This window comes from Streptomyces sp. SID13666 (genome assembly GCF_010548325.1).
Lineage (GTDB): Bacteria > Actinomycetota > Actinomycetes > Streptomycetales > Streptomycetaceae > Actinacidiphila > Actinacidiphila fildesensis.
In genome coordinates, this window is sequence record NZ_JAAGLX010000012.1 from 1 (window position 1) to 25,210 (window position 25,210).

Genomic DNA, 25,210 nt, shown 5'->3' on the forward strand with positions numbered 1-25,210 from the left:
GGCCGCCCGCCGCGCCGCCGCCCGCAGCGCCGCCGCCGCGCTCTGCGGACTGGCGCTCGCCGCCGCGTTCCCGCCCTACGACCTGTGGCCGCTGTCGATCGCCGCGGTCGCCGGGCTGTCCGTCCTCACCCGGGGCAGGACCGCCCGGCAGGGCGCCTGGCTCGGCTTCGCCTTCGCGCTGCCCTTCTTCCTGTGGCTGCTGCTGTGGCTGCGGGTCGTCGGCTACGACGCGGTCTTCGGGCTGTCCGTGCTGGAGGCGCTCTTCATCGCCGCGCTCGGAGCCGGCCTGGCGATCACCTCCCGGCTGCCGGGCTGGCCGCTGTGGGGCGGCTGCCTGTGGGTGGCCGAGGAACTGGCCCGGGACCGGCTGCCCTTCGGCGGCTTCCCCTGGGGACGCCTGGCCTTCGCCAACACCGGCTCGCCCTACACCCCGCTGGCTGCCCTCGGCGGGGCCCCGCTGGTCACCTTCGCCGTCGCGCTGACCGGCACGCTGCTGGCCGCGGCCGTGCTCGCCGCCCTGCGGCTGCGCACCGCCGGGACCGCGCGCACCGCCCGGACGCTGCTGCCCGCCGCCGGGACCGCCGTGCTCGCGGCCGCCCTCCTCGCCGCCGGCTACGCGGTACCGGTGCCCACCGACGCCACCGACTTCGTCAAGGTGGCCATCGTGCAGGGCAACGTCCAGCAGCCCGGGATGCACTTCCTCGGCCGGCCGATGCAGATCCTGGACAACCATGTCGCGGCCACCCTCAAGCTGGCCAGGGACATCAAGGAGAAGCGCACGCCCAAGCCGGATCTGGTGATCTGGCCGGAGAACTCCTCCGACCTCGACCCGTTCAGCAACCCGCAGGCGTACGACAGGATCACCGGCGCGGTGCGGGCCGTGGGCGTCCCGGTCCTGGTCGGCGCGCTGGTCGACGGCCCGGACGCCCGGCATGTGCAGAACGAGGGCATCGTCTGGGACCCGGTCTCCGGGCCCGGCGCCTCGTACACCAAGCAGCACCCGGTGCCGTTCGGCGAGTACGTGCCCTTCCGCACCGAGCTCACCAAGGTCATCCACCGGCTCGACCAGATCCCGCGGGACTTCTACCCGGGCAGGAACACCGGCGTCCTCAAGATCGGCCCCGCCACGCTCGGCGACGTCATCTGCTTCGAGGTCGCCTACGACGAGATCGTGCACGACACCGTGAAGGCCGGGGCGCGCGCGATCATCGTCCAGACCAACAACGCGACGTACGGCCGCACCGGACAGCCCGAGCAGCAGCTCGCCATGTCGCGGCTGCGGGCCGTCGAACACGGCCGCGCCATCGTCACCGCCGCGACCAGCGGCATCAGCGCCGTGGTGGCCCCCGACGGCACCATTGAGCAGCGCACGAAGGAATTCACCCAGGATGTCCTGAGTGCCCGGATCCCGCTGCGCGACGAGCTCACGGTGGCCGACCGCGTCGGTACGGTTCCCGAGTGGACTCTCGCTATGGTGGGGATTCTGTCCTGCGCTGTCGCCATCGCGCTCGGCAGGCGCGAAGCCACAAAAGCGAAGGGGCAGCAGTGAACGAGGGCGGTGGGGTTCCCCATGGCGGAGCCCAGGGGAGGGACTTCGGTCCGCTCGGCACGGTTCTGGTCATCATCCCGACCTACAACGAAGCCGAGAACATCAAGCCGATCGTGGCCCGGGTCCGGTCCTCGGTACCCGAGGCGCACATCCTGGTCGCCGACGACAACAGCCCCGACGGCACCGGCAAGCTCGCCGACGAACTGGCTTCCGGTGACGATCACGTCCACGTGCTGCACCGGCAGGGCAAGGAAGGCCTCGGCGCCGCCTACCTGGCCGGCTTCCGCTGGGGCATCGACCAGGGATACGGCGTCCTGGTCGAGATGGACGCCGACGGCTCGCACCAGCCCGAGGAGCTGCCCCGGCTGCTCACCGCCCTCAAGGGCGCGGACCTGGTCCTCGGCTCCCGGTGGATCCCCGGCGGCCGGGTCGTCAACTGGCCCAAGTCCCGTGAGTTCCTCTCCCGCGGCGGCAGCACGTACTCGCGGATCCTGCTGGACGTGCCGATCCGTGACGTCACCGGCGGCTACCGGGCCTTCCGCAAGGAGACCCTGACCGGCCTGGGCATGGACGAGGTGGCCTCGGCCGGCTACTGCTTCCAGGTCGACCTGGCCTGGCGCACGGTCAAGGCCGGCTTCCACGTCGTCGAGGTCCCCATCACCTTCGTGGAGCGCGAGCGCGGCGACAGCAAGATGAGCCGCAACATCGTGGTCGAGGCGCTGTGGCGGGTCACCGCCTGGGGCGTGGGCTCACGGGCGAGCCGGGTCTTCGGCCGTACGTCCCGCTGAGGGCGGTCCGGCGGGGTGCGATCCGGGCGGGCGTGATCGGCGATGTCCGCCGATGATCGTGGCTTTATCCGGGCCCAGGCACAATTGACCGTATGACTACCAGCACCCCGCCCCCCGTCCGTCCCCGGCGCTCGCGCGTCCGCACCTTCGCGCCGCTCGTGGTGGCGGCCTGGGCGGTCCTGGAGATCTGGCTGCTGACGGTGGTGGCCTCGGCCACCAGCGGCCTCACCGTTCTGCTGCTGCTCGTGGCGGGGTTCGTGCTCGGTGCGCTCGCGGTGAAGCGGGCCGGGCGCAGCGCCTGGCGCAGCCTGACCGTCTCCATGCAGCCCGGTGCCCCGGGAGCCCCCGGCGCTCCGGGCATCGCCCCGTCCGGGAGCGAGGCGACCGGTGCGGCGCTCGGCATGCTCGGTGGTCTGCTGCTGATGATCCCGGGCTTCGTGTCCGACGCGGCCGGGCTGCTGTGCCTCTTCCCGCCGACCCGCGCGCTGCTGCGCAAGGCGGCGGACCGCGCCCTCGGGCGCCGCAAGAGCTACGACTCCGGTTCGATCGGTGATCTGTTCCAGCAGGCGCGGGTGGCCAACGAGCAGATCCGGATCCACCGCCCCGACGGCAAGGTCATCCCCGGCGAGGTCATCCAGGGCGAGGTCGTGGACCCGGACCGCAAAAACCCCGGGACAGAGCGCTAATCGGCGCTCCGCCACGGGGCAGAAGTGTTGGGCGGGCCCGTGTGTCACCACGGGCCCGATGCCTGTTGGTCAGGCGCTCTTGCGGTTGTCGCGCGGATGCACCGCGATGTTCATCGCTCCGGACCTCAGGACGGCCAGCCTCTCGGCCAGCACCTCCTCGAGTTCCTCGAGCGTGCGCCGCTCCATGAGCATGTCCCAGTGCGTGCGCGCGGGCTTGGTTTCCTTCTTCTCCGGGCCCTCTCCGTCCACCAGAAGTGCGATGGTGCCGCATGCACGGCACTCCCACTCCGACGGAATCTCGGCCTCAACCGAGAACGGCATCTCAAAGCGATGTCCGTTCCGGCATGCGTACTCAACGGTCTGGCGAGGTGCCAGATCGATACCACGGTCGGTCTCGTAGCTAGTGGCCCCGAGTCGCGTACCGCGGAGAGCTCGCTCACTCATGAATCGTGCCTCCCGGGCTTTGTCGCCCACAGGACAGGTGTCGCTGTCGTCGTCATCCGGTCAACGTCCGGTCGGCGGTGAAGATTCCCGTTGAGGGACATGCGCCCGCCCGTCGCCCACCGCCACCCTTTCTAGGAGGGCGCTGCGCGCCGCGCTTTTTCCTACCGTCGTGCCGCCCCTGTTTGTACCCACCATTGACCGTTTTGTCACATCTGTTACCAGATGTCACCCGGCGCTTAGCTATCTTTGGCGCGCAGTAACGGTCAACCCGGCGGGACAACCGCGTACACTACCGGCCCGCGACCCCCAATACCTAAATTGTGTCCGGGACGCGATTTCCCGCGGCCTCCACCGCCGCGCGCACCGGCACCCGGGCCAGCAGCACGAACCCCACCGCGAAGAAGACCACCAGCGAGATGATCGCGTCGCGATAGCTGCCGGTCAGCTGGTACGTCAGCCCGAAAAGCAGAGGTCCGAGCCAGCTCGTTCCCCGGTCGCTGACCTCGTACACGGAGAAGTACTCGGCCTCCTTGCCCCGCGGCACCAGGTGGGAAAAGAGCGATCGGGACAGTGCCTGGCTGCCGCCGAGGACCATCCCGATGGCCGCAGCGAGCGCGAAGAACCACACAGGTTCACCCGCCGGAAGGAAATATCCGGCGCCGATGGTGACGGTCCAGGCGGCCAGTGAGCCGAGCACGGTGCGCTGGGCCCCGTAGCGGGCGGCCAGCCGGCCCAGTACCAGCGCGCCGACGACGGCCAGCACCTGGACCAGCAGGATGGCGGTGATCAGCGTCCCCTGTTCCAGGCCCAGCTCCTCCGAGCCGTACACCGACGCCTGCGAGATCACCGTCTGGATGCCGTCGTTGTAGACGAGGTACGCCAGCAGGAAGGCGAGCGTCAGCGGATAGCGGCGCATGTCCCGGGCGGTGGCCGCCAGCTGCCGCCAGCCCTGGCCGAGCGCGCCCGACCCGGCGTCGCCGGCGGACGGGCCGGCGGCGGAGCGTGGCGACGGGCGGTCCCGCAGCCGGCGCAGCGGCACCACCGTGAACACCGCCCACCACAGCCCCGCCGAGGCGAGGCAGATGCGCACCGCCGTGCCCTTGGAGACGCCGAAGGCGTCATGGCCCAGGAACAGCCCCAGGTTCGCCACCAGCATCAGCGCGCCCGCCGCGTACCCGAAGGCCCAGCCCCTCGACGACACGGCGTCCCGCTCGTGCGGCTCCGCGATCTGCGACAGGAAGGCGTTGTAGAGCACCACGGACGCCGCGTACGAGACGTTCGCCACGATCAGCAGCGCGCCGCCGAGCAGATAGCGGTCGCCGGACAGGAAGAACATCCCGGCGGTCGCCGCCGCCCCCAGATAGGCGAACGCGCCCATCAGCGGCTTCTTGCGGCCGGTACGGTCCGCGACCGCGCCCGCCAGCGGCATCACCAGCACCGACAGCAGCACCGAGGCGGAGATCGTGTACGCGAAGTACGCGCCCGCCCGCACCGGGATGCCCAGCGGGTGCACATACCCGTCGGCGTCGGCGGCGGCCTTCGCGACCTCCGTGAGATAGGGGCCGAGGAAGACCGTGATCACACTCGTGGAGAAGACCGAGTTGGCCCAGTCGTAGAAATACCAGCCGTGCTGCTCGCGGCGCCGCTCCAGTGCGCGCTCCGCGACCGCCGTCTCCGTTACCGCCGTGTCCACCAGGTCCCCCGCTCGGACAACACCGTGCGCAGTGCCTCGATGTGATCGGTCATGATGCCATCCACTCCGAGGTCGAGGAGCGCGGTCATCCGGCGGGGGTCGTTGACCGTCCAGACATGGACCTGCAGACCCCGCCGGTGGGCGGCGTCGATGAACCTGCGGTCCGCCACCGGCACGCCCGCGACGCACTCCGGCACCTGGACGCAGACCGCGCCCTGCCGTACCGCCGCGTCCAGCAGCCGCGCGGGCAGCCGCTCCAGCGGCCGGCCGCCGTACGAGCGCAGCCGCAGGCCCGCCACCCCCCGGGTGCCCAGCGAAGTGGCCAGCCGGGGTCCGGCGAGCGCCCGCAGCCGGGCCACCCGGGCCTCGGAGAACGATCCGGCGCACACCCGGTCCCACGCGTCCGCCGTACGGATCGCGTCGAGCAGCGGTCCGGCGGCGGCCTCCGCCTTCACGTCCACGTTCCACCGGGCCTCGGGAAAGGCCGCCAGCAGCTCCGCGAACGTGGAGACCGGCTCACGGCCCGCGACCCGGGCCCGGGAGACCTCGCTCCACGGTAGGGCGGCGATGGCGCCGCGCGCGTCGGTGACACGGTCCAGGGTCGCGTCGTGGAAGGCGACGAGAACGCCGTCCGACGTCAGGTGGACGTCGGTCTCCAGATAGCGGTAGCCGAGGTCGACGGCACGGCGGAAGGCGGTCAGGGTGTTCTCCAGGCCGTCCGCCGCACCTCCGCGATGGGCGAAGGCGAGGGGTGCCGGATGGTCCAGATACGGGTGGACCGGGGGAGGGGGAGGTGCGCTCACCTACGGCAGTATGGCCGGGTCCGCGGCGGCCCCGGCCACCGGGCGGTCCCCGCAGGCCGCGACGGCCGGCGAGCGTTCCGGCCGCAGGTCCGGTTCCCGGTCCGGTTCGAGGTCCGGATCCGGCGGGGTGACCGGCTGAGCGGTCGGCTGAGCGGCCGGCTGCGGGATCTCGAAGAACCGCAGGAAGTACTGGGCGAGCGGTCCGATCGCCACCGCGTACAGCACGGTGCCCACCCCGACGCTGCCGCCCAGCAGGAAGCCGACGGCCAGCACCGTCAGTTCGATGCCGGTGCGGACCAGCCGGATCGACCGGCCCGTCCTGCGGTGCAGTCCCGTCATCAGCCCGTCGCGCGGGCCGGGTCCGAAGCGTGCCGTTATGTAGAGGCCGGTCGCCACTCCGTTGAGCACGATCGCCGCCACCAGCAGCGGGATCCGGACGCCCAGCGCGTGGACCTCCGGCAGCAGCCGCAGCGTGCCGTCCATGGCCAGACCTACGATGAAGACGTTGGACACGGTGCCGATGCCGGGCCGCTGCCGCAGCGGCCACCACAGCAGCAGCACCGCCGCGCCCACGACGATCGACACCATGCCGATGCTCAGCCCGGAATGACCGGAGATCCCCTGGTGGAAGACGTCCCACGGGTCCAGACCGAGACCGGCGCCGACCAGGAGGCCGTCACTGGCGCCGTACAGCACCAGACCGGCATAGAGATGGACGATGCGGCGACCGGTGTGCACGGTGACCCCCTGGTGAAGGTGGCAAGATACGTGGCACTCTGTGGCATGGATGTGGGTGACCGCCACAGCCAATCCGCGAAAGGTGGACTGAATTCCATGTCGCAGTGGACTGCATCGGTAGGAGCGGCTCCGCTCGCCCGGCTGCTCGAACCCCGGCCGGCTCCCGGTGGCGGCGGCCGTCGCGTACCGGCCTACCGCGGACTCGCCGACGGCGTACGGCTGCTGGTGCTCGAAGGCCGGGTACCGGTCGCCGCCCGGCTGCCCGCCGAGCGCGAGCTCGCCCTCGCGCTGGGCGTCAGCCGCACCACCGTCGCCGCCGCGTACGAGGCGCTGCGCGCCGAGGGGTTCGCCCGCTCCCGGCGGGGCGCCGGCAGCTGGACCGCCATACCGGAGGGGCACGCGCTGCCGAGCCGGATCCTCGACCCGCTCCCGCCGGACTCCGCGGGCACCGTCATCGACCTCGGCTGCGCGGCCCTGCCCGCCCCCGAGCCGTGGCTGACCCGCGCGATGGAGGGCGCCCTGGCCGAGCTCCCGGCCTACGCGGCCACCCACGGCGACTTCCCGGCCGGACTTCCGGTGCTGCGCGAGGCGATCGCCGACCGCTACACCGCCCGCGGGGTGCCCACCATGCCCGAACAGATCATGGTCACCACCGGCGCCATGGGCGCCATTGCCGCGTCGGCCCGCCGGCTCGTCGGGCTCGGTGAACGGGTCGCGGTGGAGTCCCCGAGCTACGCCAACGTGCTGGAGCTGTTCCGCGAGACCGGCGCCCGGCTGGTGCCGGTGGCCATGCGCGACGGCCTCGGCGGCTGGGACATCGACGCCTGGCAGCGGGTGCTGCGCGACGCCGCGCCGCGCATGGCCTACGTCATGCCCGACTTCCACAACCCGACCGGCACCCTGGTCGGCGACGAGCAGCGCCGCGCCCTGGTCGAGACGGCCCGTGCCTCCGGGACCGTTGTCGTCGCGGACGAGACGATGGCCGAGCTGGTGCTCGACGCGGACACGGACATGCCGCGGCCGATGGCCGCCTTCGACCGGGGCGGCACCGTGATCACGGTCGGCTCCGCGAGCAAGGCGATCTGGGCGGGGCTGCGGATCGGCTGGGTCCGGGCCGCGCCCGACGTCGTCCGCCGGCTGGTCTCCGCCCGCGCCTATCTGGACCTCGGATCCCCCGTCGTCGACCAGCTCGCCGTCGCCTGGCTGCTGCGCGGCGGCGGCTGGGACCAGGCCGTCGCCACCCGCCGGGCCCGCGCGGCCGGACACCGTGACGACCTGGTGGCGGCGCTGCGCGAGCAGACCCCGGACTGGGAGTTCACCGTGCCGGCCGGCGGTATGACGATGTGGGTGCGGACCGGTGACGTGTCGGGTTCCCGGCTCGCGGTGGCCGGCGAACGGCTCGGCGTCCGTGTCCCGTCGGGACCTCGCTTCGGTGTCGACGGCGCCTTCGAGTCCTACGTGCGGCTGCCGTTCACGGTCGGCGGCGCCACCGCCAAGGAGGCCGTCTCCCGGCTGGCCGCCGCCGCCCACATCGTCCGCTCCGGCGGCGGCTCCGACGCCGAGGGCGCCGGCCTCTTCGTGGCCTGACCGCGCGGAGCGTCAGCGCTCCAGGTCCGCCGTCCGGCGGATCAGCGGCTGCGGCAGCGATTCCCGGTCGGGCTCCCGCTCCGGTTCGTGCTCCGGTTCGTGTTCCAGGGCGTCGGCGGGGGCGTCGGCCTGGGGGAGCAGGGCGAGGACGGCCTCCCGCTCGGCCTCGCCGGTCTCCTCGTCGTACGGGTCGGGGGTGGCCGGGACCTGCAGCCGCAGCACCGGGCCGGTGCCGAGCCGGGCGTAGCCGCGGCCGGCCGGGACCTCGGCCGCCGAGGTGGTGCACTGCGGGGCGCCGAGGACGGCCCGCGCGTGCTCGGGGTCGAGCGCGCCGAGCAGGACGCGGGCGCGGGTGTGGGTGACGACGGCCGGGGTCAGTACCTCGGCGGCGTCGATCTGGTCGGCGACGGCCACCGCCACGTTGGCGGTGCGCCCGTGCCGCAGCGGGACATCCAGCAGCAGCTGCGGGTCGGGGCGGCCCTCGGCGTGGGCGAGCTGGGTGAGCGCGGTGGGCCGGTCGACGAGGATCCACAGCGGGCGGCGGGTGTCCTCCGGCGCCGGATGCCCTGCCTGGCGGGCCCGGTTGACGGCGATCAGCCGTCGTTCGGTCTCGTGCGCCGCCCATTCGAGAGTGGCGCAGGTCCCGGCCAGGCCGCTCTCGACGGCCAGCACGCCGGGACGTCCGACGAGGCAGGCGTATTCACCGCTGCCGCTGCCGTCGATGACCACGACATCGCCGTGGCACAGCGCCTGCAGGGCGATCGACCGCAGCAGGCTGGTCGTGCCGGTGCCCGGCCGGCCCAGCGCCAGCAGATGCGGCTCGGTGGCGCGCGGCCCGGTCCGCCAGACGACGGCCGGGGCGTCGCGGACCTCGTCCCCGTCGGCGACCGGGACGGTGCGCTGGACGGCTTCGGAGTCGGTGAAGCCGAGGACGGTCTCGCCGGGCGCGGTGACGAAGCGCTGGGCGGTGATGCCGGTGGACAGCGGCCCCAGCGCGGTGAGGGTGAGGTGGTTCTCCTCCTCGTTCCAGTCGAAGCGGTACTCGCGGCCGCGCCCCGCCTTGGCGTGCAGCAGCTGCTCGACGCGGGACCGCGCCGTGGCCTCGCCGTCGGTGAAGTACGCCGGGTAGCGCAGATGCAGCCGGGCCAGCCGGCCCTCCTCGAAGGTGTACTCGGTGAAGGCGCTGTCCCAGCCGCCGTCGCGCGCGTACAGCGGTGCCGGGTCGTCGGGGTCGGACAGATACGGCACCAGCGCCTCGTACAGCGCCTGGAGCTTCCCGGACTCGGCCTCGCTGGGTCCGGTCGGCGCCGGGGCGGTGCGGTCGCGGCCCATCCAGCCGGCGCAGGCCAGCAGCGCGCCGAGTGCCAGCAGCGGGCCGTACGGCATCAGCGCGACGACGACGATCGCGGCGGCGCCGAGCAGCAGCGCGGGGCCGCGCCGGTCCTTGGGGGTGCGGGCCCACCAGCTGCGCGCCCAGCCGGCCTGCATGCGCATGCCCCGGGTGATGGTGATCAGCGGATGGAGCACGTCGGTGGCACTGTCGGCGGCGGTCCGCGCGAGTTCGCGGCTGCGCGCGAGCGACGGCCTGCTGCTCACGATGGTCGCGAACGACGGCCTGCTGCTCAGGATGCTGGGGAGGGGGCGCCTGGCCACGGATGCTCCAGTGGGTGGGTTCGCGGGAGGGTGGCGGGTCGTGGGTGACGAGGTGGGGCCCGGAGCGCCGGCATGCGGCCCCGGGCCCTGGGGCTGCCGTCGTAGACGGCCCCGCTAGATCCTGATCCCGCCCAGCAGGCTCGCAAGGCTGGCTCCGCCGGCCTTGATGCTCGGGGCGATGCCGGTGCCCGCGAGGTAGAAGCCGAAGAGGGCGCAGACGAGAAGGTGGGAGACCTTCAGTCCGTCCTTGCGGAAGAACAGGAACGCGATGACGCCGAGCAGAACGACGCCTGAGATAGACAGGATCATTGGGCTTTCTCCTGGGTGATGGGGACGGTCACCATGAGTTCTTCCAGGCTCACAAAAAGTAATGGGTACTGGAAAGTGGTAAATGGGTGATTTGTAGGAAATTTCCCCCGGATGGTCGTTCCGGAAGCCCGCCGGAGCGATCTCGGCGCGATCATTGCCGGGCCCGCCGCGGGTCATGTCCGCCGTCACGCCGATGGCGCAGCCATGTCGCCCGGACGGCCGAGTGACCCCGCCGATCCAGGGCCAGGACGTGGCACCGCGTATGCGACGATGCCGCCCATGCGGCTGACTCCGATCACCTGGCCCCGGCTGGCCGGGACCCTCGCCGACCGGGTGGCCGGCCTCACTCCGACGGCCGCCAGGCCGTGGCTGCGGGTGGCCGTCGACGGCGCCCCGGCCGCCGGGCCCGCCGCCCTGGCGGACGCGCTCGCCGGTGAGCTGCCCGCCCGCGGTCACCGCGTCCTGCGGGTGCGCGCCGCGGACTTCTGGCGGCCGGCCTCGCTGCGCTTCGAGTACGGCCGCGAGGACTCCGACGCGTACTACGACCTGTGGCTGGACACCGGCGCGCTGCGCCGCGAGGTCCTCGACCCACTGGCGCCCGGCGGCAGCGGCCGGGTGCTGCCCTCGCTGTGGGACGCGGCCACCGACCGCGCGACCCGGGCCGGCTACGTCGAACTGCCGCCCGGCGGCGTCCTGCTGCTGGACGGTCAACTCCTGCTCGGCCAGGGGCTCGGCCTGGACCTGACGGTCCATCTGCGGCTCTCCCCGGCGGCCCTGGCCCGGCGCACCCCGGACGAGGACCGCTGGACGCTGCCCGCCTTCGGCCGGTACGCCGACGAGGTCCGTCCGGCGGAGGCGGCGGACGTCCTGGTGCACGCAGACGATCCCCGGCACCCGGCGTGGAGCGGACATCCCTTGCCGCCGGACCGCGCGGACGACTAGCGTCGCCACCCACCATGACCTTCGCGATCGCGCCGATGAGCGCCGAGCACATACCCGAGGCCGCCGCGCTGTACGACCGCTGGTCCGGACACTCCCGCAAGGGCCGGCCGCCGGGTGCCCCGACCGGCGAGGAACTGCTCGGGAGACTGCTCGCGGAACCGGACACCGAGGCCTATTTCGCCCGGGACAGCGGCGGCAGGCCCGCCGGCTATCTCGCCGCCTCCCCGCTCGACCTCGCCGAGGACACCCCCGCCGCGCTCCGCAGCCACCCGCGCTCCGCGGTGGTCCGGCACGGCGGGCACGCACCCGCGCCGGGGCAGCGCGACAACGCCGCGCTGCTCGCCCTGTACACCGAGGCCGCCGCCCGGCTCGTCGCCCAGCGCCGGCTGGTCCACTACGTCGAACTGCCGGCGTCCGGGACCGCCGCGATGGACTGGTGCCGACTGGGCTTCGGGTTCGAGGAGATGTACGGGCTGATGGCCGTCAAGCCCCGCGGCCGGCAGCCGCGCGGGGTGGACGGGCTGAGCATTCGCCGGGCCGGCCCCGGTGATCTGCCGCAGATCGGCCGGATGGCCGCGGAGTCGGCCCGCTACCAGCGGCAGTCGGCGATGTTCCTGCCGCAGTCCGACGCCGCCCTGGCCGCGATGCGCACCCGGTACACCGACACGCTCTCCGATCCCCGCTGCGCGGCCTGGATCGCCGGCCGCGGCGGTGAGGAGATCGGCATGGTGCTGCTCGCCCCGTCCCCGGCCGGTCCGGTCACCCCGGACGGCTGTGTGGAGCTGGCCGAGGCGTACGTCGAGCCGTCCGCGCGGGGCGAGGGCGTCAGCCGGATCCTGCTGGCCACCGCGGCGGCCTGGGCGTACGACCACGAGTACCGGCACATCGGCGCCCGCTGGCACTCCGCCTCGCCGCTGGCGGCGGGGCACTGGCCCGCGGTGGGCTTCCGGGTCGCGGCCTACCGCCTCAGCCGTGTCCTCGACCCGCGGATCCGCCCGGGGTACGCCGCCGGGCAAGTCGCCGGACGGGCCCAGGGGCAGGACCGGGCACCGCTCGGCACGTGACCGCGCTCACACCGGGCCCGCCGAGTGAGCGGGCTCACGCGTGTGATACGCAGAGCTGCCGCCTTCTCCACGGTGCGTTCCCGGCATACGCCTTTTATTACGCCTTCCATGTGTCGCTTCACTGAAAGTGAAGAAATCGCACACGTACAGACCGGGCCGAGCGACTCAGGGTCACCGAAATGCACGGGCGGCTCCGCACGTGATATGCGGCTCATGCCCGAATCTTGCCCCGCCCTCGGGAGTTCGCTTAGCTTCGCTCTCCTGCGGGTCAAATGCTCGCAGGATCCCACCGGGTGGAACGCCTAGTCCTGCCGCTGCCCGGTGCTTTGAACACCAAACTTCTACGGCAGGAGCGGGGGACCCAGGTAAGTGCCGTTCCCGAAGGTCAGGAACGGCTTGGGGTTAAGTCGCAATGCGCCGCGCGTCCATGGCGCATGCCGCGACCGGGCAGCTCCAGCCCGAACCCGACAGCTCACCTCGCCGGCGTAGGAGAGGAACTCCCCCATGCCCGCAAAGGGAAAGCACCGTATTGGCCGCATGAGCCGGCTCACCAAGATCTGCGTCGCGGCCGGCACCGGTGGCGCCGCTCTCGCCCTGCCGCTGGCGATGTCGTCGAACGCCTTCGCCGCTGACACGCACGTGACCGCCGCGAACGTCGCCGCCACCGCCCCGACACACGCCGCGCAGCCGGCCGCCAAGGCCGCCAAGGCCGCGCCGGCGAAGACCGCCCACAAGTACAAGGTCGTCGGCGGGGACAGCCTGTCGAAGATCGCCGACGTGCACCACGTCAGCGGCGGCTGGCAGAAGCTGTACGCCGACAACAAGCAGACCGTCGGCGGCAACCCGGACCTGATCTTCCCGGGCCAGACCCTGGCCCTGGGTTCCAAGGCCGTGCCGTCGAACTCCGCTCCGTCCGCCGACCCGGCGCCGAAGTCGTCCGCGAAGTCCTCCTCGGAGACGAAGAAGGCCCCGGCGAAGAAGGCCCCGGCCAAGAGCGACTCGACCGCGAAGTCCTCGTCCTCCTCCGACAAGGCCCCCGCCGCCGCGAGCTCCTCCTCCGGCTACACCCTCCCGGTCTCGGGCGCCAACATCGGCACCCCGTACCACCAGTCCGGTTCCAGCTGGTCCAGCGGTTACCACACCGGTGTCGACTTCGTCGTGTCGACCGGCACCACCGTGAAGTCGATCGCCGCGGGCACCGTCATCTCCGCGGGCGACGGCGGCGCGTACGGCAACCAGGTCGTCATCCAGCACAGCGACGGCAAGTACTCGCAGTACGCGCACCTGTCCTCGCTGTCCGTCTCGGCCGGCGAGACCGTCACCGAGGGCCAGCAGATCGGTCTGTCCGGCGCGACCGGCAACGTGACCGGCCCGCACCTGCACTTCGAGATCCGCACCGGTCCCGACTACGGCTCGGACATCGACCCGGTCGCGTACCTGAACGAGCACGGCGTGACCGTCTGACCCGTCCCGCGACGCCGCGCGTGAACTCGCGCGCCTCGTGAGACGCGCAGTGCCCGCCTGTCCTGGAACTGACCCAGGACAGGCGGGCACTTCCGCGTTCCGCCGCGCTCCGGTACCGGTGCGCGGTCAGCCGGCAGGGTGGTTGTAGCCGAACACCCGCGCCCCGGTCTCGGAACGCGGCTGGTGGCTGGAGCCCTGTTCGAGCACGACGTAGGTGCCGGGGCCGTGCCGCAGGTCGCCCTCGATCACCTCGCCCTCGGCCACGTAGTAGCCCTCGCCGACCGTCTCGTGCACATCGACGCCGGGCCACCGGGCGCCGGGTTCGAAGTCCACCACCCAGAAGCTGAGCGGGGCCGGGCCGGGCAGCTCGCGCAGCAGGATGCCGGGGCCGATCTCGGTGGTGGGCACATCGTCGACGTGGAGGGTCAGGACACTTCCCGGGGTTCTCGGAGCCTGATCAGGTGCGTTCATCCGGTCAGCATCTCCCGGCCGGCCCGTTCTCCGGGGGCGATCATTCGAAAAGGGCGGAGAGTTCGCCGCGGGAGGCGATACCGAGCTTCGGGTACGCCTTGTACAGGTGGTAGCCGACGGTGCGCGGGCTGAGGAACAGCCGGGCCGCGATGTCCCGGTTGGACATTCCCTGCCCGGCGAGCCGGGCGATCTGCAGCTCCTGCGGCGTGAGCCCGGCGAGTACGCCCGGCTCCCGGCTCTGCGGGGCGACCGTGCCGGTCGCCCCGAGTTCGCTGCGCGCCCGGTCCGCCCACGGCCGGGTACCCAGCCGCTCGAACACGTCGAGCGCGGCCCGCAGTTGGCCGCTCGCCTCGCTCTTGCGACGGGCCCGGCGCAGCCATTCGCCGTACAGCAGCGCGGTACGCGCGTGCTCCAGCGGGCGGCGGTGCTCGTCGTGCAGTTTCAGCGCCGCCGTGAAGTGCGCCTCGGCCTCGGAGTCCGCGGCGAGCAGCGCCCGGCAGCGCAGCACCAGCGCGTCGGACCAGGGCTGCCGGGAGCGGGCCGCCCAGTGTTCGAAACGGGCGAACGGCCCGGCGGCGCGCGGGCCGAGACCCAGCCGGACGGCCGCCTCGACGAGGTCGGGGGTGCTGCGGGTGGCGCAGAAGTGGTGCCGCAGCGGTTCATGGGTGAGCCGCACCAGGCCGTCGAGTGCCGACTGCGCCCGGCCCAGGCCCAGATCGAGCATGCCCTGCGCCCAGTACGACCAGGGCGCGCCGGGCGGCATCGCGGCGCCGGCGACGACGGCGAGCGCGTCGTCCGTGTAAGTCCGGCAGCGCTCCTCGTCACCCTCGACGGCCGCCAGATAGGCCAGCACGCTGCTGAACTGGCTGGTCCACTGCTGCTGTCCGGTGTCCCCGGCGATCCGCAGCGCCTCTTCGGCGGTGGCCAGCGCGTCACGGTGCCGGCCCGCGAACACCTCCGCCTCTGCCATGAAGAAGAGCACCGTCGGCAGCCGGCCGATACCGCCCCGGTCGCGGTTCTCGGCGGCGAGCGCGGAGGCCAGTTCATGGGCCTCGTCGTCCTGCCCGACGGCCAGCCCGGCGCCGCACAGCAGCATCAGGTCGCGCGGATCACGGGATCCGGCGGCGCGGGCCGCGCTGACGGCGGCGGTCAGGTCCGGCGGCCCGCCGGCGGCCGGCGGGCCGAGGGCGGCGGTGATGAAACGGGCCACCGGTGTCACGGGATCCGTCGCGGGCAGCACCAGCGCGTCCAGCCGCGCCACCGTGTCCGCGACGTCCTGTTCACCGAGGTACCAGGCGGTGTGGGCGGCCTGCATGAGCATCCGCGCGGCGCGCTGGGGATCGGCGGCGGCCGCGTGATCGGCGCCGTCGATCAGCAGCCGGTGCGCGGTGGGGAAGGAGCCGCTCAGGAAGTCCGCCAGGGCCCGGACGTGGTGCAGCCGGGCCGTCAGCCCGGGATCGTCGGTCCGGCGCGCGGCCTGTTCGGCGAAGTCGCGGGCCCGGTCGAGCTCACCTGCCTCGGAGGCCGCCTCGGCCGCCAGGGCGAGCCGCCGGGTCGTCGCCGCGGGGTCGGTGCTGAGGCGGGCGGCCCGTTCGAAGGCGAGGGCGGCCGCCCCGTAGCCGCTGCGGTCCCTGGCCCGTCCCGCGGTGTCCTCCAGCGCGGTGGCCGCCGTCTCGTCGGGGCCGGTCGCGGCGGACGCCAGATGCCAGGCCCTGCGGTCCGCGTCCTGCGGGGCGTCCAGGATCGCCGCCAGTGCCTGATGAACGGTCAGCCGGTCGGCCAGTGGCGCACGTTGGTAGACCGCTGCCCGGACCAGCGGATGGCGGAAGAGCAGCCGGTCGTCGTCCAGCCGGATCAGACCGCCCTCCTGCGCGGGCAGCAGGTCCGCCGCGCCGGCGCCCAGCGCCCCGGCCGCCCGCAGGACGGCCCGCAGATCACCGGTGTGGTCGGCGGCCGCGACGAGCAGCAGCAGCTGGGTGGCGGGCGGCAGATGGCTGACCCGGCCGTGGAACGCCATGTGCAGCCGGCTGGTGAGCGGTAGCGCGCCCGGCCGGAACCGGCCGTCGGGGCGCTCCGCCTGGAACGCGACCGGCAGTTCCAACAGCGCCAGCGGGTTGCCCTGGGCCTCGCTGAGGACGCGGTGCCGGACGGTGGGGGACAGCCCGTCGCCGTGCAGCGAGAGCAGGGCGCCCGCCGACGCCGGCGGCAGTCCGCGCAGCCGCAGTTCGGGAAGGCCGGGGGCAGGGAAACTGCCCTCGCCGTCACGCGCCGCGAGGACCAGGACGATCCCCTCGGCGTGCAGCCGCCGGGCGGCGAACATCAGCGCGTCGGCGGACACCCGGTCCAGCCACTGCGCGTCGTCCACGACGCACAGCAGCGGTCCGTCGCCCGAGTGCGCGGACAGCAGGGACAGCACGGCGAGCCCGACGAACATCGGGTCAGGGGCCGCCCCGACGGTCATCCCGAACGCCGCCTCCAGCGCGAGCCGCTGGGGTTCGGGAAGCGCGCCGAGCGAACCCATCGCGGGACGCAGCAGCAACTGGAGCCCGGCGAAGGGCAGTTCCGCCTCGAACTCGGTGCCGGAACCGCGGACGACCGTCATCCCGCCGGCCGCGTCGACCGTGTCGTCGAGCAGCGCCGTCTTCCCGATGCCCGCCTCGCCGCGCAGCACCAGCACCCCGCTGCGGCCCGCCCGGGCAGCGGCCAGCAGCTCCCCGATCGCCGCCTGCTCCTCGGTACGCCCGTGCAACATGCCCTGAACGCTATCCAACGGTCCGGCCGCCGCCGATGCCGGGAGAGCCTTCCAGGCCCCGCCGGATCGCGGTCTCCACCGGGCAGTAGGCGCCGTTGGACCGTTCCAGCTCGTAGTGGACCGCAGGGAACAGCGGGGGCTGGGCCATGAACCGGGGGCGGCTGCCGTGGTGCGGCTGGGCCGCGTGCACCAGGAAGGGATGGCACAGATAGACGTCCCCGGGGCTGCCGGTGGCCAGCGCCACCGGCCGGTGCGCGCTCACCTCGTCGATGCGGGGAGCCATCTCCAGGATCGACGCCCCCTCCTCGCCGAACGGCCGCAGGACCGGCGGAACGTCCAGGTGCGAGCCGACCCGGATCCGGGTCGGCGCGTCCTCGGGGCCGGTCTCGGTGAAGAGGAACAGCATCAGCAGCGCCCGGCCCTCGGAACGGAGGTTGGCGAACGGCCACTTCTCGCCCTCGCGGTAGTAGCTGCCCTCGATGTGCCAGCCGGCGTCGTCGGGCTCCTGCGGGTGCGGGAAACGGAGCGGGAAGGAGCCCAGCGAGGGCCGCGGCACCCAGCGGCCGGGGCCGACCAGATGGTCGAACGCGTCGTGCAGAACCGGGGTGTTGGCGGCCTCGACGAAGGGGGCGTCCGACATGTCGGAGACCCAGTGCACCGGTTCCGTCCACGAGGCCGGGTCGTCCGGATCGGTGCCGGTCTTCGCCCAGAGCAGCTCCGCGCAGGCTCGCGCGGTCTCCTCGGAGAAGGCCCGTTCGATCCTGATGAAGCCGTTGTCGAGGAACTGTTCGATCGTCGTAGGGTCCACCCGACCATCCTCACCGTTACCGGGCGGCGGGAGCCAACGGGTTTCCGGCCGGAGTGATGAGCTCCTGGAGCGCGGGGGCACACCGCTCGACGAGGGCCGGGACGGTCATCGCGCGGACCGCCTCGCCGCGCGCGATCCCGTAGACGGCGCCGAGGCCCAGCAGCATGCCCACGGTGAGTTCGGCCCGCAGCTGGGCTTCGGGACCGCTCAGCCGCTGGGCGAGGCCGGCGATGACCTGCTCGCGGAAATTGGCGCGCAGGATGTCGCCCTGGCCCTCCGCGGAGTGCAGCGGTGCGAAGACGATCCGCAGGATGGGGTCGATGCCGCGCTCGTTCTGGCTGGTGAGGACCTGGGTGACCATATGCCGGCCCAGCGCGTCCAGCGGGGCGTCCAGGAGTGCTTCCGCGTCCGACTCGAAGGAGATGATGCGGGCGAAGAGCTTCTCCTTGTTGCCGAAGTACTTCACGATCAGCGGCGCGCTCACCCCGGCCCGCTCCGCGATGGCCTTGAGGGTGATGTCGCCGTACGCGCGCCGGCCCAGCATGGTGCGGGCGGCGCGCAGGATCGCGGCCTTGGTGGCGTCGGCGTCACGGCGCGGGGTGTCGGGGGCGGCTGTCGTCATGGGACTCATGCTCCCTCCAGCGCGGGGTCCGCGGTGGCCTCGGAGCGCTGCGCGGGCCGTGTCGGAGTGCCGCGCCGGCCGCCGGGGATCGACACGGCCGCGAGGAAGGCGAGGATCGCGACGCCGCCGGCCACGGTGAAGGCGATCAGGTAGCCGCGCAGCGTCGGGATCTCCAGGCCGCCGATCGGCGCCGTGTGGTGGATCAGGATCGCCGCGACGGCGGCGCTGCAGGTGGCCTGGCCGACGGTGCGCATGAGGACGTTGACGCCGTTGGCGGACGCGGTCTGGCCGGCCGGGACGGCGCGCAGGATCAGCGTCGGAAGGGCGGAGTAGGCCAGCGTGGTCCCCGACGCGACGACGGAGGCGCCGACGATGATCGCCCACAGCTGCCGGCTGTCCGCGATGCGCAGCACATAGCCGAGGGTCAGCAGCACGGCTCCGGCGGCGAGGGTGAACTTCGGGCCGCGGGCCGCCGATATCCGGGCCGAGACCGGGGACAGCAGCAGCATGATGATGCCGCTGGGCAGCAGGCACAGCCCGCTCGCCACGATGGACAGCCCCAGCCCGTAGCCGGTCTCCTTGGGCGCCTGCACCAGTTGGGCGGTCACCAGCGAGTTGGCGTAGAAGGCGAAGCCCGAGAGGAGCGCGGCGATGTGCGGCAGCGCGACGCGCGGGCTGGCGGCCAGCCGCAGGTCCACCAGCGGGCTGGTGGCGTGCAGTTGCTGCCACCGCCACCCGGCGAGGATGACGACGGAGGCCACGGCCAGGCTCAGCACGGCCGGGCTGGTCCAGCCCCACTGGCCGCCCTGGGAGACCGCCAGCAGCAGGCAGACGAGTCCGGCCGCCAGTCCGGCGGCGCCGGTGAAGTCGAAACGGCCGGGGGAGCGGATCGGCGACTCGCGCACGACCCACCAGGCCAGCCCGAGGCCGAGCGCGCCCAGGGCGGTGGTGGCCCAGAACATGACGTGCCAGTCGGCGTACTGCACGATCAGGGCGGCCAGCGGGAGTCCGAAGGCGGCGCCGATGCCGACGGTCGAACTCATCATCGCCACGGCGGAGCCGGTCCGGTGCGGGGGCAGCTCGTCGCGCAGGATGCTGATGGACAGCGGTACGACAGCGGCGGCGGCGCCCTGCAGGGCGCGGGCGGCGATCAGCAGCCGGATGTCGGAGGTCACGGAGCACAGCAGGGAACCGAAGGTCATCAGCCCGAGCGCGATCAGCAGCACGCGGCGCTTGCCGTACATGTCGCCGGCCCGGCCCAGAACAGGGGTGAGGACGGCTCCGGCCAGCAGGGTCGCGGTCACCATCCAGGAGACGCCGGCGGGCGAGGCGCCGGTGAGGCGCGGCAGATCGGGGAGGAGCGGCACCACGACGGTCTGCATGATCGCCATGAGGATTCCGCCGAATGCCAGGACGGGGACCATGAGCCGTTTCCGGAAGTCCACGGGGCGCGCTCCATGAGACGTGAGAGAGGTGAATGGACGTTCACCAGATGAGGTGAATTATTATTCACTGCCAAACGTCTTCCGGTCGAGTACGGCCGGAGGGAGCCGGTCGGGGTTACGCCCGGACGGTCGGCTCAGGTGTTCAGGTGTTCAGACGTTCACGCGCCGGGGACCGTGCGGTGGATCTGCTGGAGGAACGTGGCGTTGTCCGGGGACTGCCGCATCCGGTCGAGCAGTATTTCGAGGGTCTGCTGGGTGTCCCTGGACTGCAGGGCCCGGCGCAGGCCGCGCACGGCCGCCAGCTCGGCGGCGGGCAGCAGCAGCTCCTCGCGCCGGGTGCCGGACGGGGTCACGTCGATGGCCGGGAAGATCCGCTTCTCGGCGAGCGAGCGGTCCAGCCGTAGTTCCATGTTGCCGGTGCCCTTCAGCTCCTCGAAGAAGTAGTCGTCGGCCCGGGAGCCGGTGTCGACGAGCGCGGTCGCGAGGATGGTCAGGGAGCCGCCCTCCTCGGCGCAGCGCGCGGCGCCGAAGAGCCGCTTGGGCGCCTGCACCGCGGCGGAGTCGACACCGCCGCTGAGGGTGCGGCCGTTGCCGGGCGCCGCGTTGTTGTGGGCGCGGCACAGCCGGGTGATGGAGTCGAGGAGTATCACCACGTCCTGGCCGAGCTCGACGAGGCGCTTGGCGCGTTCGACGGCCAGTTCGGCGAGGGCGATGTGCTCCTTGGCCGGGCGGTCGAACGTCGAGGCGAGCACCTCGCCGCGCACCGACCGGCGCATGTCGGTGACCTCCTCGGGGCGTTCGTCCAGGAGGACGACCATGAGGTGGGCATCGGGATGGTTGACGGCGACGGAGTTGGCCAGGCTCTGCAGGAGCAGGGTCTTGCCGGTCTTGGGCGGGGCCACGATGAGCCCGCGCTGGCCCTTGCCGACCGGTGCGACGAGGTCGACGAGCCGGGTGGTGAGGGCGCTGGGCGAGGTCTCCAGCCGCAGCCGCTCACGCGGGTGGACGGGGGTGAGATCACCGAAGTGCGGGCGGACGCCGGGAGCGCCGGCTTCGCGGCCGTTGATCCGTTCGACGGTGCCGAGGGCACGCGGCCGGTCGGTGGTGCCTTCGACGAGGTCACCCTTGCGCAGGCCGTACTTGCGGATCTGAGCCGTTGTCACCTGCGGGTCGTCGGGCGTCGGGTGGTAACCGCCGGTGCGCAGGAAGCCCTGGTTGCCGACGATGTCGAGGACGCCGGTGACCGGCGTCGGGAGGGTGGTGCGGGTGGTTCTGGCAGGGGGGTGTTCGAGTGTGGTGGTCATGCTGGGTCCTTTCACGGACATGCCAAAGAAGGGTCCCGGCGGGGGCGGAGTGAGGGTGCGGACGTGTCACGCACCACTGGCTTGCCGACCCACGAGGGAGAAGGAAGGAGATTCACTGCCGGGCGGCCGGTCCAGAAGGACGGAATTCGCCACGGCGGGGAGTGGAACAAGCACCGGCGCCGAGAAGCGGCGTACTCAAGTGCTGTTCGCACTGTAGCACGCCGCTTCGGGTGGCCGGGGGAATTCCGCCGGAAAGCCGTCGGAAGGCCGTCGGAAAGCCGTCGGGAACAGCCTTCCACCGCTCTTTCCGGCCTGTCGCGGTCAGCGCGAGCGGAGGTACCGGCGGCGGGCGAAAACGGTACCGGCGGCGGCCGCCACCAGGGCGCCCGCGGCGGCGGACCAGGTCCAGCCGTTCCGGAGCGAGGCGGATTCCGAGGCGGGAGCGGTGGTCATCACCGGTGCCAGCGCGGCGGCCGCCGACCGGCGCGGCGCCGAGGCGGGCACGGCGCGGGTGACGGTGTTCAGCGTGCCGACCGAGCCGTTCACCCCGGCGGCCTCGAAGCCCCAGTCCAGCAGGGCGCGGGCCTCTTTGTACACGGCCTGTGCGACCCCGGACTGCGGGTTCATCACCGTGGCGATCAGCGTGCGGTCACCGCGCTGGGCGGCGGCGATCAGGGTGTTGCCCGCGTTCGTGGTGTAGCCGTTCTTCACCCCGATGATCCCCGGGTACGTCCCCACACCGTCGGCCCCGGTCAGCAGGCGGTTGGTGTTCTGGATCTGGAACGGCGGCACCTCCCTGCCCCTGGAGTCGGTGCCGCCCGGGAACATCGCGGTGGCGGTGGAGGTGTAGCCGGCGAAGTACGGGGTGGCGAGTCCGGCACGGGCGAAGAGCGTCAGGTCGTAGGCCGACGAGACCTGGCCGGGGGCGTCGTACCCGTCGGGCGAGACCACCTCGGTGTCGTCGGCGCCGAGCATCCGCGCCTTGGCCTGCATCTGGGCGACCGTCAGGGGCACCGAACCGTTCATCCGGGCGAGTACATGGACCGCGTCGTTGCCCGAGCTGAGGAACACCCCGCGCCACAGGTCGGCCACCGTGTACGTCTGCCCCGCCTGCACCCCGACCCGGCTGCTGCCCGCTCCGATACCGGACAGCTCGTCCTCGGTCACGGTGTGGGTGGTCTCCTGCGCGAAGCGCGGCAGGACGGTGACGGCGAAGAGGGTTTTGAGGGTGCTGGCCGGCGGCAGCGCGCGGTGCGCGTCCTTGGCCGCGAGCACCTGACCGGTGCGCGCGTCGGCCACCAGCCAGGACAGGGCCGACAGGCCGGCGGGCAGCGCGGGCGAGCCGGACTTCGGCAGGACGTGCACCCCCGGCCGCGCCAGCGTCGCGCCGCCGATGACGGTACGGCCGGGTCCGTGGCCGTCGTCACCGTGGGCGAACGCCGGGGCGGCCGGGCAGCTGACGGTCAGACAGACGGCGGTGAGAACCGCCGCGCGGGACCGGAGGGACGGTGTGCGGGCAGGACCGGAAACAGTCATGGGTTCACGGTAGGAACGCTTTCGCCCGTTCTGCGCGGTGACCTGCTCCATACGGTGGAGCAAGCGGCCGGACGGAGGAACCCCGGCGGGTTACGCGCCCTCAGAAACCTGTTCGGACAGCGGATCTGACCGGTCGTCGGAGACCGCCCGGGCGCTGCGCCCCTTGGCCAGCTCGGCGTTGAAATGCGCGCCGACGAGCAGCGCGATGTGGGACACCCACAGCCAGACCAGGAACACGACGGTCCCGGCCAGCGACCCGTACAGCCGGTTGTACGTCCCGAAGACGGAGACGTAGAGGGCGAACCCCACCGAGGAGAGCAGCCACAGCACGACGGCCAGCGCACCGCCCGGCGCCATCGCGCGCAGGGGCCGGAACCTGGCGGGTCCCGAGCGGAACAGGATCAGGACCAGAACCGTCGCCAGACACAGCAGCAGCGGCCACTTCACCACGTTCCAGCTGGTCACCGCCGCCTCGTCCATCCCCAGCACCTGTCCGGCACGACGGGCCAGCTGACCCGTCGCCATCAGGGTGACCGCGCTGCAGACCAGCAGGGTGAGCAGCACCAGCGCGGTGATGACGATGCGCGGCGCGGTCCGCCAGGCCGGCCGGTGGTCGGTCACGCCGTACATCGAGTGCAGCGCCCGCCGGAAGACGGCGAGATAGCTGGAGGCGGACCACATCGCCGCCACCGTGCCGCTGGCCGCCAGGAACCACGCCGCCGAGTGCTCCTGTGCCATGTCCTTCATGGTGCCCGCGACGAGCTGCCGCGACTCGGCCGGCACCACCGCTGTGACCTGGGCGATGAGATCGCTGGTCGAGGCGGTCCCGGCCAGGCCGATCACCGAGACCGTCACCAGGAGGGTGGGGAACAGGGCGAGCATGGCGTAGTACGTGAGTGCCGCGGCCCGCTCGGAGGCGTCCTCGTCCCAGGCGGCGACGGCCGCGCCGCGCAGCGCCGTCAGGATCAGCCGCCGGCGTCCGGTCGCCCGGGCGACCGCCGCGGGCTCGCGGCCGGTGGGCCCCAGGGCCAGTACGGCCTGCTCGTCGATCATTCCGGCTCCTCGGTGGAACGGTGTGCAGCGGATGCTGCCCGGTGGAACGGTGCCCGTCGAGACGGTGCTCGCTGAACGGTACGGAGTCGGCGGTGTGCCGGTCTGCCGGTCGGATACCCGGGAACGGCCGGTCCAGCCCGACCCGGAGCCGGACACGGTTGCCGGGCATCCGGCGGTTGAAGGGCCGAATGCGGGCAAGACGCAGGGATGACCGATCAGTTGTGGACATCGTGTGAACCTCCGGTGTGCTCGGGAGGCTCAAAAAAGCTTGGGAAAGGAAGTCCGGATGCTCGCCATCGCCGCGGCCGTCGTCTTCGCGGTCGCCTTCATCATCAACGCGACCGAAACCTCGACGGACATCGTATTCGCACCCGGTAGCCTCCAGCTCGTGGGGCTGGTGCTGGTCGCCCTCCACCTGGCGGGACTCGGCTCCGGATGGTCCGTCCCCAGCCGCCGCCGGCGCCGCCGCTGACCGCGGACGCCGCGGGCGGACGGGCGGAGAAAGCCGCGGACGGATGTCCGGGGAACACTGAGGTGGCCACCGGCGAGTGGCGCGGCCGGAGCGGGTACAAGACTCCGGACGGGCGCCCGCCGGGCCGGCCCGCCGACTGGAGGACCGGATGAGCGACACCACCCTGGTATGGACCCTGGCGGCACTGGCCGTCGTGGTCATGCTGGTCATCGCCGTACGGCTGGCCGTGCGCCTGGTCCGGGTGCGCCGGCTGCTGGTGGCCGCCCATGTTCCGCTGACCGGGAAGGCGATGTTCTGGGGAGCCATCGCCTATCTCGTCTGCCCGGTCGATCTGCTGCCCGACCCGATCCTGATCGACGACATCGGCGTGCTGTGGCTGGCCGTGCGCGCCCTGGAGAGCGCGGCCCGCCGGGCGGGCATCGGCCCGGGCGAGCCGGACGGCGACCGCCCGGCGGCTCCCGCCACGCATGGAACACCGCCGCTGGGGCAGAGGGCGAAGAGAACGAGCACGTGACCGGCGAGGCAGAAGGGGCTCACCCCACATGCTGGATGTACTCACCACCGTGACGGAGCCTCTGCGGCGATCGGTCCGCTACTCGGGCAGAGACGGCAGCATCGCGGCCGCCCGCGACACGGCCGCCGCGTTCCTCGACGACCTCGCCCCGGACCGCGCCGCCCCCGTGCCTGGTGAGCGTGCCGAGGAGATCCTGCTGGTCGTGAGCGAGCTGGTGACCAACGCCGGACGCTACGCCCCCGGGCCGTACGAGATGGAGCTGAGCTACTGCGGCGGCGCCGTCGAGATCACGGTCTGGGACACCAGCTCCCAGCTGCCCCGGCGGTTCGAGCCCGACCCGCTGCGGATCGGCGGTCACGGGATGGAGATCGTCCGCCGGCTGTGCCGGCAGGTCACCGCCGAGCGCGTCCACGGCGGCAAGCGCGTCACCGCCCGCCTGGACGTGTACCGGCCGGCCTGAAGTGACGTGACGCGCGGAGGCCCGGCCGGCGTGGTGCTGGTTGCCGGCCGGGC

23 protein-coding genes, 1 pseudogene and 1 riboswitch are annotated in these 25,210 nt (G+C 72.7%); of the genes and pseudogenes, 10 read left to right on the plus strand and 14 right to left on the minus strand.

Translation table 11 applies throughout. From position 1 onward, the window contains the following. The 3 genes from lnt to fxsA form a co-directional block, all read left to right on the plus strand. Positions 1 to 1,549 (plus strand): apolipoprotein N-acyltransferase (lnt, locus tag G3I60_RS17595; protein ID WP_164607422.1); only part of this gene is annotated, 1,549 nt, incomplete at its 5' end. Further along, positions 1,546 to 2,337: a polyprenol monophosphomannose synthase gene (locus G3I60_RS17600; RefSeq protein ID WP_138353049.1), complete on the plus strand. Its 792-nt coding sequence runs from the start codon at positions 1,546 to 1,548 to the stop codon at positions 2,335 to 2,337. The genes lnt and G3I60_RS17600, both read left to right, overlap by 4 nt. Before the next feature lie 92 nt (positions 2,338 to 2,429). Next, positions 2,430 to 3,023, plus strand: coding sequence for an FxsA family membrane protein (gene fxsA, locus G3I60_RS17605; RefSeq protein WP_164294318.1), 594 nt, complete (start codon positions 2,430 to 2,432; stop codon positions 3,021 to 3,023). Between the two features lie 69 nt (positions 3,024 to 3,092). Here fxsA and G3I60_RS17610 read toward each other — a convergent pair whose 3' ends face one another. The 4 genes and pseudogenes from G3I60_RS17610 to G3I60_RS17625 all read right to left on the minus strand — a co-directional run bounded on the left by G3I60_RS17610 (position 3,093) and on the right by G3I60_RS17625 (position 6,701). Next, positions 3,093 to 3,467: an RNA polymerase-binding protein RbpA gene (locus G3I60_RS17610; RefSeq protein WP_138353051.1), complete on the minus strand. Its 375-nt coding sequence runs from the start codon at positions 3,465 to 3,467 to the stop codon at positions 3,093 to 3,095. Between the two features lie 313 nt (positions 3,468 to 3,780). After that, a complete protein-coding gene (locus G3I60_RS17615) occupies positions 3,781 to 5,274 on the minus strand; it encodes an MFS transporter (protein WP_343241051.1) in 1,494 nt (497 codons plus the stop codon). Continuing rightward, positions 5,160 to 5,963, minus strand: a pseudogene (locus G3I60_RS17620) (glycerophosphodiester phosphodiesterase); the annotation flags it as partial. The pseudogene G3I60_RS17620 and the gene G3I60_RS17615, both read right to left, overlap by 115 nt. Further along, entirely contained in the window at positions 5,964 to 6,701 is a 738-nt protein-coding gene (locus tag G3I60_RS17625; RefSeq protein ID WP_343241048.1) for a hypothetical protein, read from the minus strand. It lies immediately after the preceding pseudogene. A gap of 96 nt (positions 6,702 to 6,797) precedes the next feature. On the opposite strand from G3I60_RS17625, the gene G3I60_RS17630 reads away from it, so the two are divergent. Further along, positions 6,798 to 8,288, plus strand: coding sequence for a PLP-dependent aminotransferase family protein (locus tag G3I60_RS17630; RefSeq protein ID WP_164294315.1), 1,491 nt, complete (start codon positions 6,798 to 6,800; stop codon positions 8,286 to 8,288). A gap of 12 nt (positions 8,289 to 8,300) precedes the next feature. On the opposite strand, the gene G3I60_RS17635 is transcribed toward G3I60_RS17630, so the two are convergent. Beyond that, entirely contained in the window at positions 8,301 to 9,914 is a 1,614-nt protein-coding gene (locus G3I60_RS17635) for a hypothetical protein (protein WP_239069956.1), read from the minus strand. A 141-nt stretch (positions 9,915 to 10,055) separates the two neighbouring features. Continuing rightward, entirely contained in the window at positions 10,056 to 10,250 is a 195-nt protein-coding gene (locus G3I60_RS17640) for a hypothetical protein (protein WP_138353055.1), read from the minus strand. A 279-nt stretch (positions 10,251 to 10,529) separates the two neighbouring features. Here G3I60_RS17640 and G3I60_RS17645 point away from each other — a divergent pair, with 279 nt between their 5' ends. The 3 genes from G3I60_RS17645 (at position 10,530) to G3I60_RS17655 (ending at position 13,720) form a co-directional block, all read left to right on the plus strand. Further along, the gene (locus tag G3I60_RS17645) at positions 10,530 to 11,192 is read left to right on the plus strand and encodes a uridine kinase (protein ID WP_164294314.1); all 663 of its coding nucleotides are present in this window, start codon (positions 10,530 to 10,532) and stop codon (positions 11,190 to 11,192) included. Between the two features lie 14 nt (positions 11,193 to 11,206). Further along, complete coding sequence (locus G3I60_RS17650) at positions 11,207 to 12,256, plus strand: GNAT family N-acetyltransferase (RefSeq protein ID WP_164294313.1); 1,050 nt, start codon at positions 11,207 to 11,209, stop codon at positions 12,254 to 12,256. Between the two features lie 321 nt (positions 12,257 to 12,577). Further along, positions 12,578 to 12,755: riboswitch (cyclic di-AMP (ydaO/yuaA leader) on the plus strand. Positions 12,756 to 12,760: 5 nt separating this feature from the next. Continuing rightward, the gene (locus G3I60_RS17655; RefSeq protein WP_138353058.1) at positions 12,761 to 13,720 is read left to right on the plus strand and encodes a LysM peptidoglycan-binding domain-containing M23 family metallopeptidase; all 960 of its coding nucleotides are present in this window, start codon (positions 12,761 to 12,763) and stop codon (positions 13,718 to 13,720) included. Positions 13,721 to 13,846: 126 nt separating this feature from the next. On the opposite strand, the gene G3I60_RS17660 is transcribed toward G3I60_RS17655, so the two are convergent. From G3I60_RS17660 to G3I60_RS17695, 8 genes are all read right to left on the minus strand, one after another. After that, on the minus strand, positions 13,847 to 14,191 hold the full coding sequence (locus G3I60_RS17660) for a cupin domain-containing protein (protein WP_138353059.1): 345 nt from the start codon (positions 14,189 to 14,191) through the stop codon (positions 13,847 to 13,849). A 40-nt stretch (positions 14,192 to 14,231) separates the two neighbouring features. Continuing rightward, entirely contained in the window at positions 14,232 to 16,943 is a 2,712-nt protein-coding gene (locus G3I60_RS17665) for a helix-turn-helix transcriptional regulator (RefSeq protein ID WP_164607424.1), read from the minus strand. A gap of 10 nt (positions 16,944 to 16,953) precedes the next feature. After that, entirely contained in the window at positions 16,954 to 17,751 is a 798-nt protein-coding gene (locus G3I60_RS17670) for a phytanoyl-CoA dioxygenase family protein (protein ID WP_164294311.1), read from the minus strand. A 16-nt stretch (positions 17,752 to 17,767) separates the two neighbouring features. Then, on the minus strand, positions 17,768 to 18,373 hold the full coding sequence (locus G3I60_RS17675; protein ID WP_164294310.1) for a TetR family transcriptional regulator: 606 nt from the start codon (positions 18,371 to 18,373) through the stop codon (positions 17,768 to 17,770). Positions 18,374 to 18,378: 5 nt separating this feature from the next. Further along, on the minus strand, positions 18,379 to 19,797 hold the full coding sequence (locus G3I60_RS17680; protein WP_164294331.1) for an MFS transporter: 1,419 nt from the start codon (positions 19,795 to 19,797) through the stop codon (positions 18,379 to 18,381). A gap of 179 nt (positions 19,798 to 19,976) precedes the next feature. Further along, positions 19,977 to 21,122 carry a transcription termination factor Rho gene (gene rho, locus G3I60_RS17685; RefSeq protein WP_164294309.1) on the minus strand — a complete coding sequence of 382 codons (1,146 nt, stop codon included), beginning with the start codon at positions 21,120 to 21,122 and terminating at the stop codon, positions 19,977 to 19,979. A gap of 321 nt (positions 21,123 to 21,443) precedes the next feature. After that, positions 21,444 to 22,658: a D-alanyl-D-alanine carboxypeptidase family protein gene (locus G3I60_RS17690; RefSeq protein ID WP_164607426.1), complete on the minus strand. Its 1,215-nt coding sequence runs from the start codon at positions 22,656 to 22,658 to the stop codon at positions 21,444 to 21,446. A 90-nt stretch (positions 22,659 to 22,748) separates the two neighbouring features. Next, positions 22,749 to 23,711: a YihY/virulence factor BrkB family protein gene (locus G3I60_RS17695; protein WP_138353065.1), complete on the minus strand. Its 963-nt coding sequence runs from the start codon at positions 23,709 to 23,711 to the stop codon at positions 22,749 to 22,751. A gap of 286 nt (positions 23,712 to 23,997) precedes the next feature. Between G3I60_RS17695 and G3I60_RS17700 the strand changes: the two genes are divergently transcribed. The 3 genes from G3I60_RS17700 to G3I60_RS17710 all read left to right on the plus strand — a co-directional run bounded on the left by G3I60_RS17700 (position 23,998) and on the right by G3I60_RS17710 (position 25,157). Continuing rightward, positions 23,998 to 24,183 carry a hypothetical protein gene (locus G3I60_RS17700; protein ID WP_138353066.1) on the plus strand — a complete coding sequence of 62 codons (186 nt, stop codon included), beginning with the start codon at positions 23,998 to 24,000 and terminating at the stop codon, positions 24,181 to 24,183. Between the two features lie 148 nt (positions 24,184 to 24,331). Next, positions 24,332 to 24,697, plus strand: coding sequence for a DUF1232 domain-containing protein (locus G3I60_RS17705; RefSeq protein WP_138353067.1), 366 nt, complete (start codon positions 24,332 to 24,334; stop codon positions 24,695 to 24,697). Positions 24,698 to 24,746: 49 nt separating this feature from the next. Beyond that, a complete protein-coding gene (locus tag G3I60_RS17710) occupies positions 24,747 to 25,157 on the plus strand; it encodes an ATP-binding protein (protein ID WP_343241047.1) in 411 nt (136 codons plus the stop codon). Positions 25,158 to 25,210: the final 53 nt, after the last annotated feature.

Excerpts from the sequence above, each read along its gene's own strand:
- fxsA (WP_164294318.1), top strand. The coding sequence starts at position 2,430 with ATGACTACCAGCACCCCGCCCCCCGTCCGTCCCCGGCGCTCGCGCGTC.
- G3I60_RS17610 (WP_138353051.1), bottom strand. The coding sequence starts at position 3,467 with ATGAGTGAGCGAGCTCTCCGCGGTACGCGACTCGGGGCCACTAGCTAC.
- G3I60_RS17630 (WP_164294315.1), top strand. The coding sequence starts at position 6,798 with ATGTCGCAGTGGACTGCATCGGTAGGAGCGGCTCCGCTCGCCCGGCTG.
- G3I60_RS17640 (WP_138353055.1), bottom strand. The coding sequence starts at position 10,250 with ATGATCCTGTCTATCTCAGGCGTCGTTCTGCTCGGCGTCATCGCGTTC.
- G3I60_RS17645 (WP_164294314.1), top strand. The coding sequence starts at position 10,530 with ATGCGGCTGACTCCGATCACCTGGCCCCGGCTGGCCGGGACCCTCGCC.
- G3I60_RS17650 (WP_164294313.1), top strand. The coding sequence starts at position 11,207 with ATGACCTTCGCGATCGCGCCGATGAGCGCCGAGCACATACCCGAGGCC.
- G3I60_RS17655 (WP_138353058.1), top strand. The coding sequence starts at position 12,761 with ATGCCCGCAAAGGGAAAGCACCGTATTGGCCGCATGAGCCGGCTCACC.
- G3I60_RS17660 (WP_138353059.1), bottom strand. The coding sequence starts at position 14,191 with ATGAACGCACCTGATCAGGCTCCGAGAACCCCGGGAAGTGTCCTGACC.
- G3I60_RS17665 (WP_164607424.1), bottom strand. The coding sequence starts at position 16,943 with ATGTTGCACGGGCGTACCGAGGAGCAGGCGGCGATCGGGGAGCTGCTG.
- G3I60_RS17675 (WP_164294310.1), bottom strand. The coding sequence starts at position 18,373 with ATGACGACAGCCGCCCCCGACACCCCGCGCCGTGACGCCGACGCCACC.
- G3I60_RS17680 (WP_164294331.1), bottom strand. The coding sequence starts at position 19,797 with ATGGTCCCCGTCCTGGCATTCGGCGGAATCCTCATGGCGATCATGCAG.
- rho (WP_164294309.1), bottom strand. The coding sequence starts at position 21,122 with ATGACCACCACACTCGAACACCCCCCTGCCAGAACCACCCGCACCACC.
- G3I60_RS17690 (WP_164607426.1), bottom strand. The coding sequence starts at position 22,658 with ATGACTGTTTCCGGTCCTGCCCGCACACCGTCCCTCCGGTCCCGCGCG.
- G3I60_RS17695 (WP_138353065.1), bottom strand. The coding sequence starts at position 23,711 with ATGATCGACGAGCAGGCCGTACTGGCCCTGGGGCCCACCGGCCGCGAG.
- G3I60_RS17700 (WP_138353066.1), top strand. The coding sequence starts at position 23,998 with ATGCTCGCCATCGCCGCGGCCGTCGTCTTCGCGGTCGCCTTCATCATC.
- G3I60_RS17705 (WP_138353067.1), top strand. The coding sequence starts at position 24,332 with ATGAGCGACACCACCCTGGTATGGACCCTGGCGGCACTGGCCGTCGTG.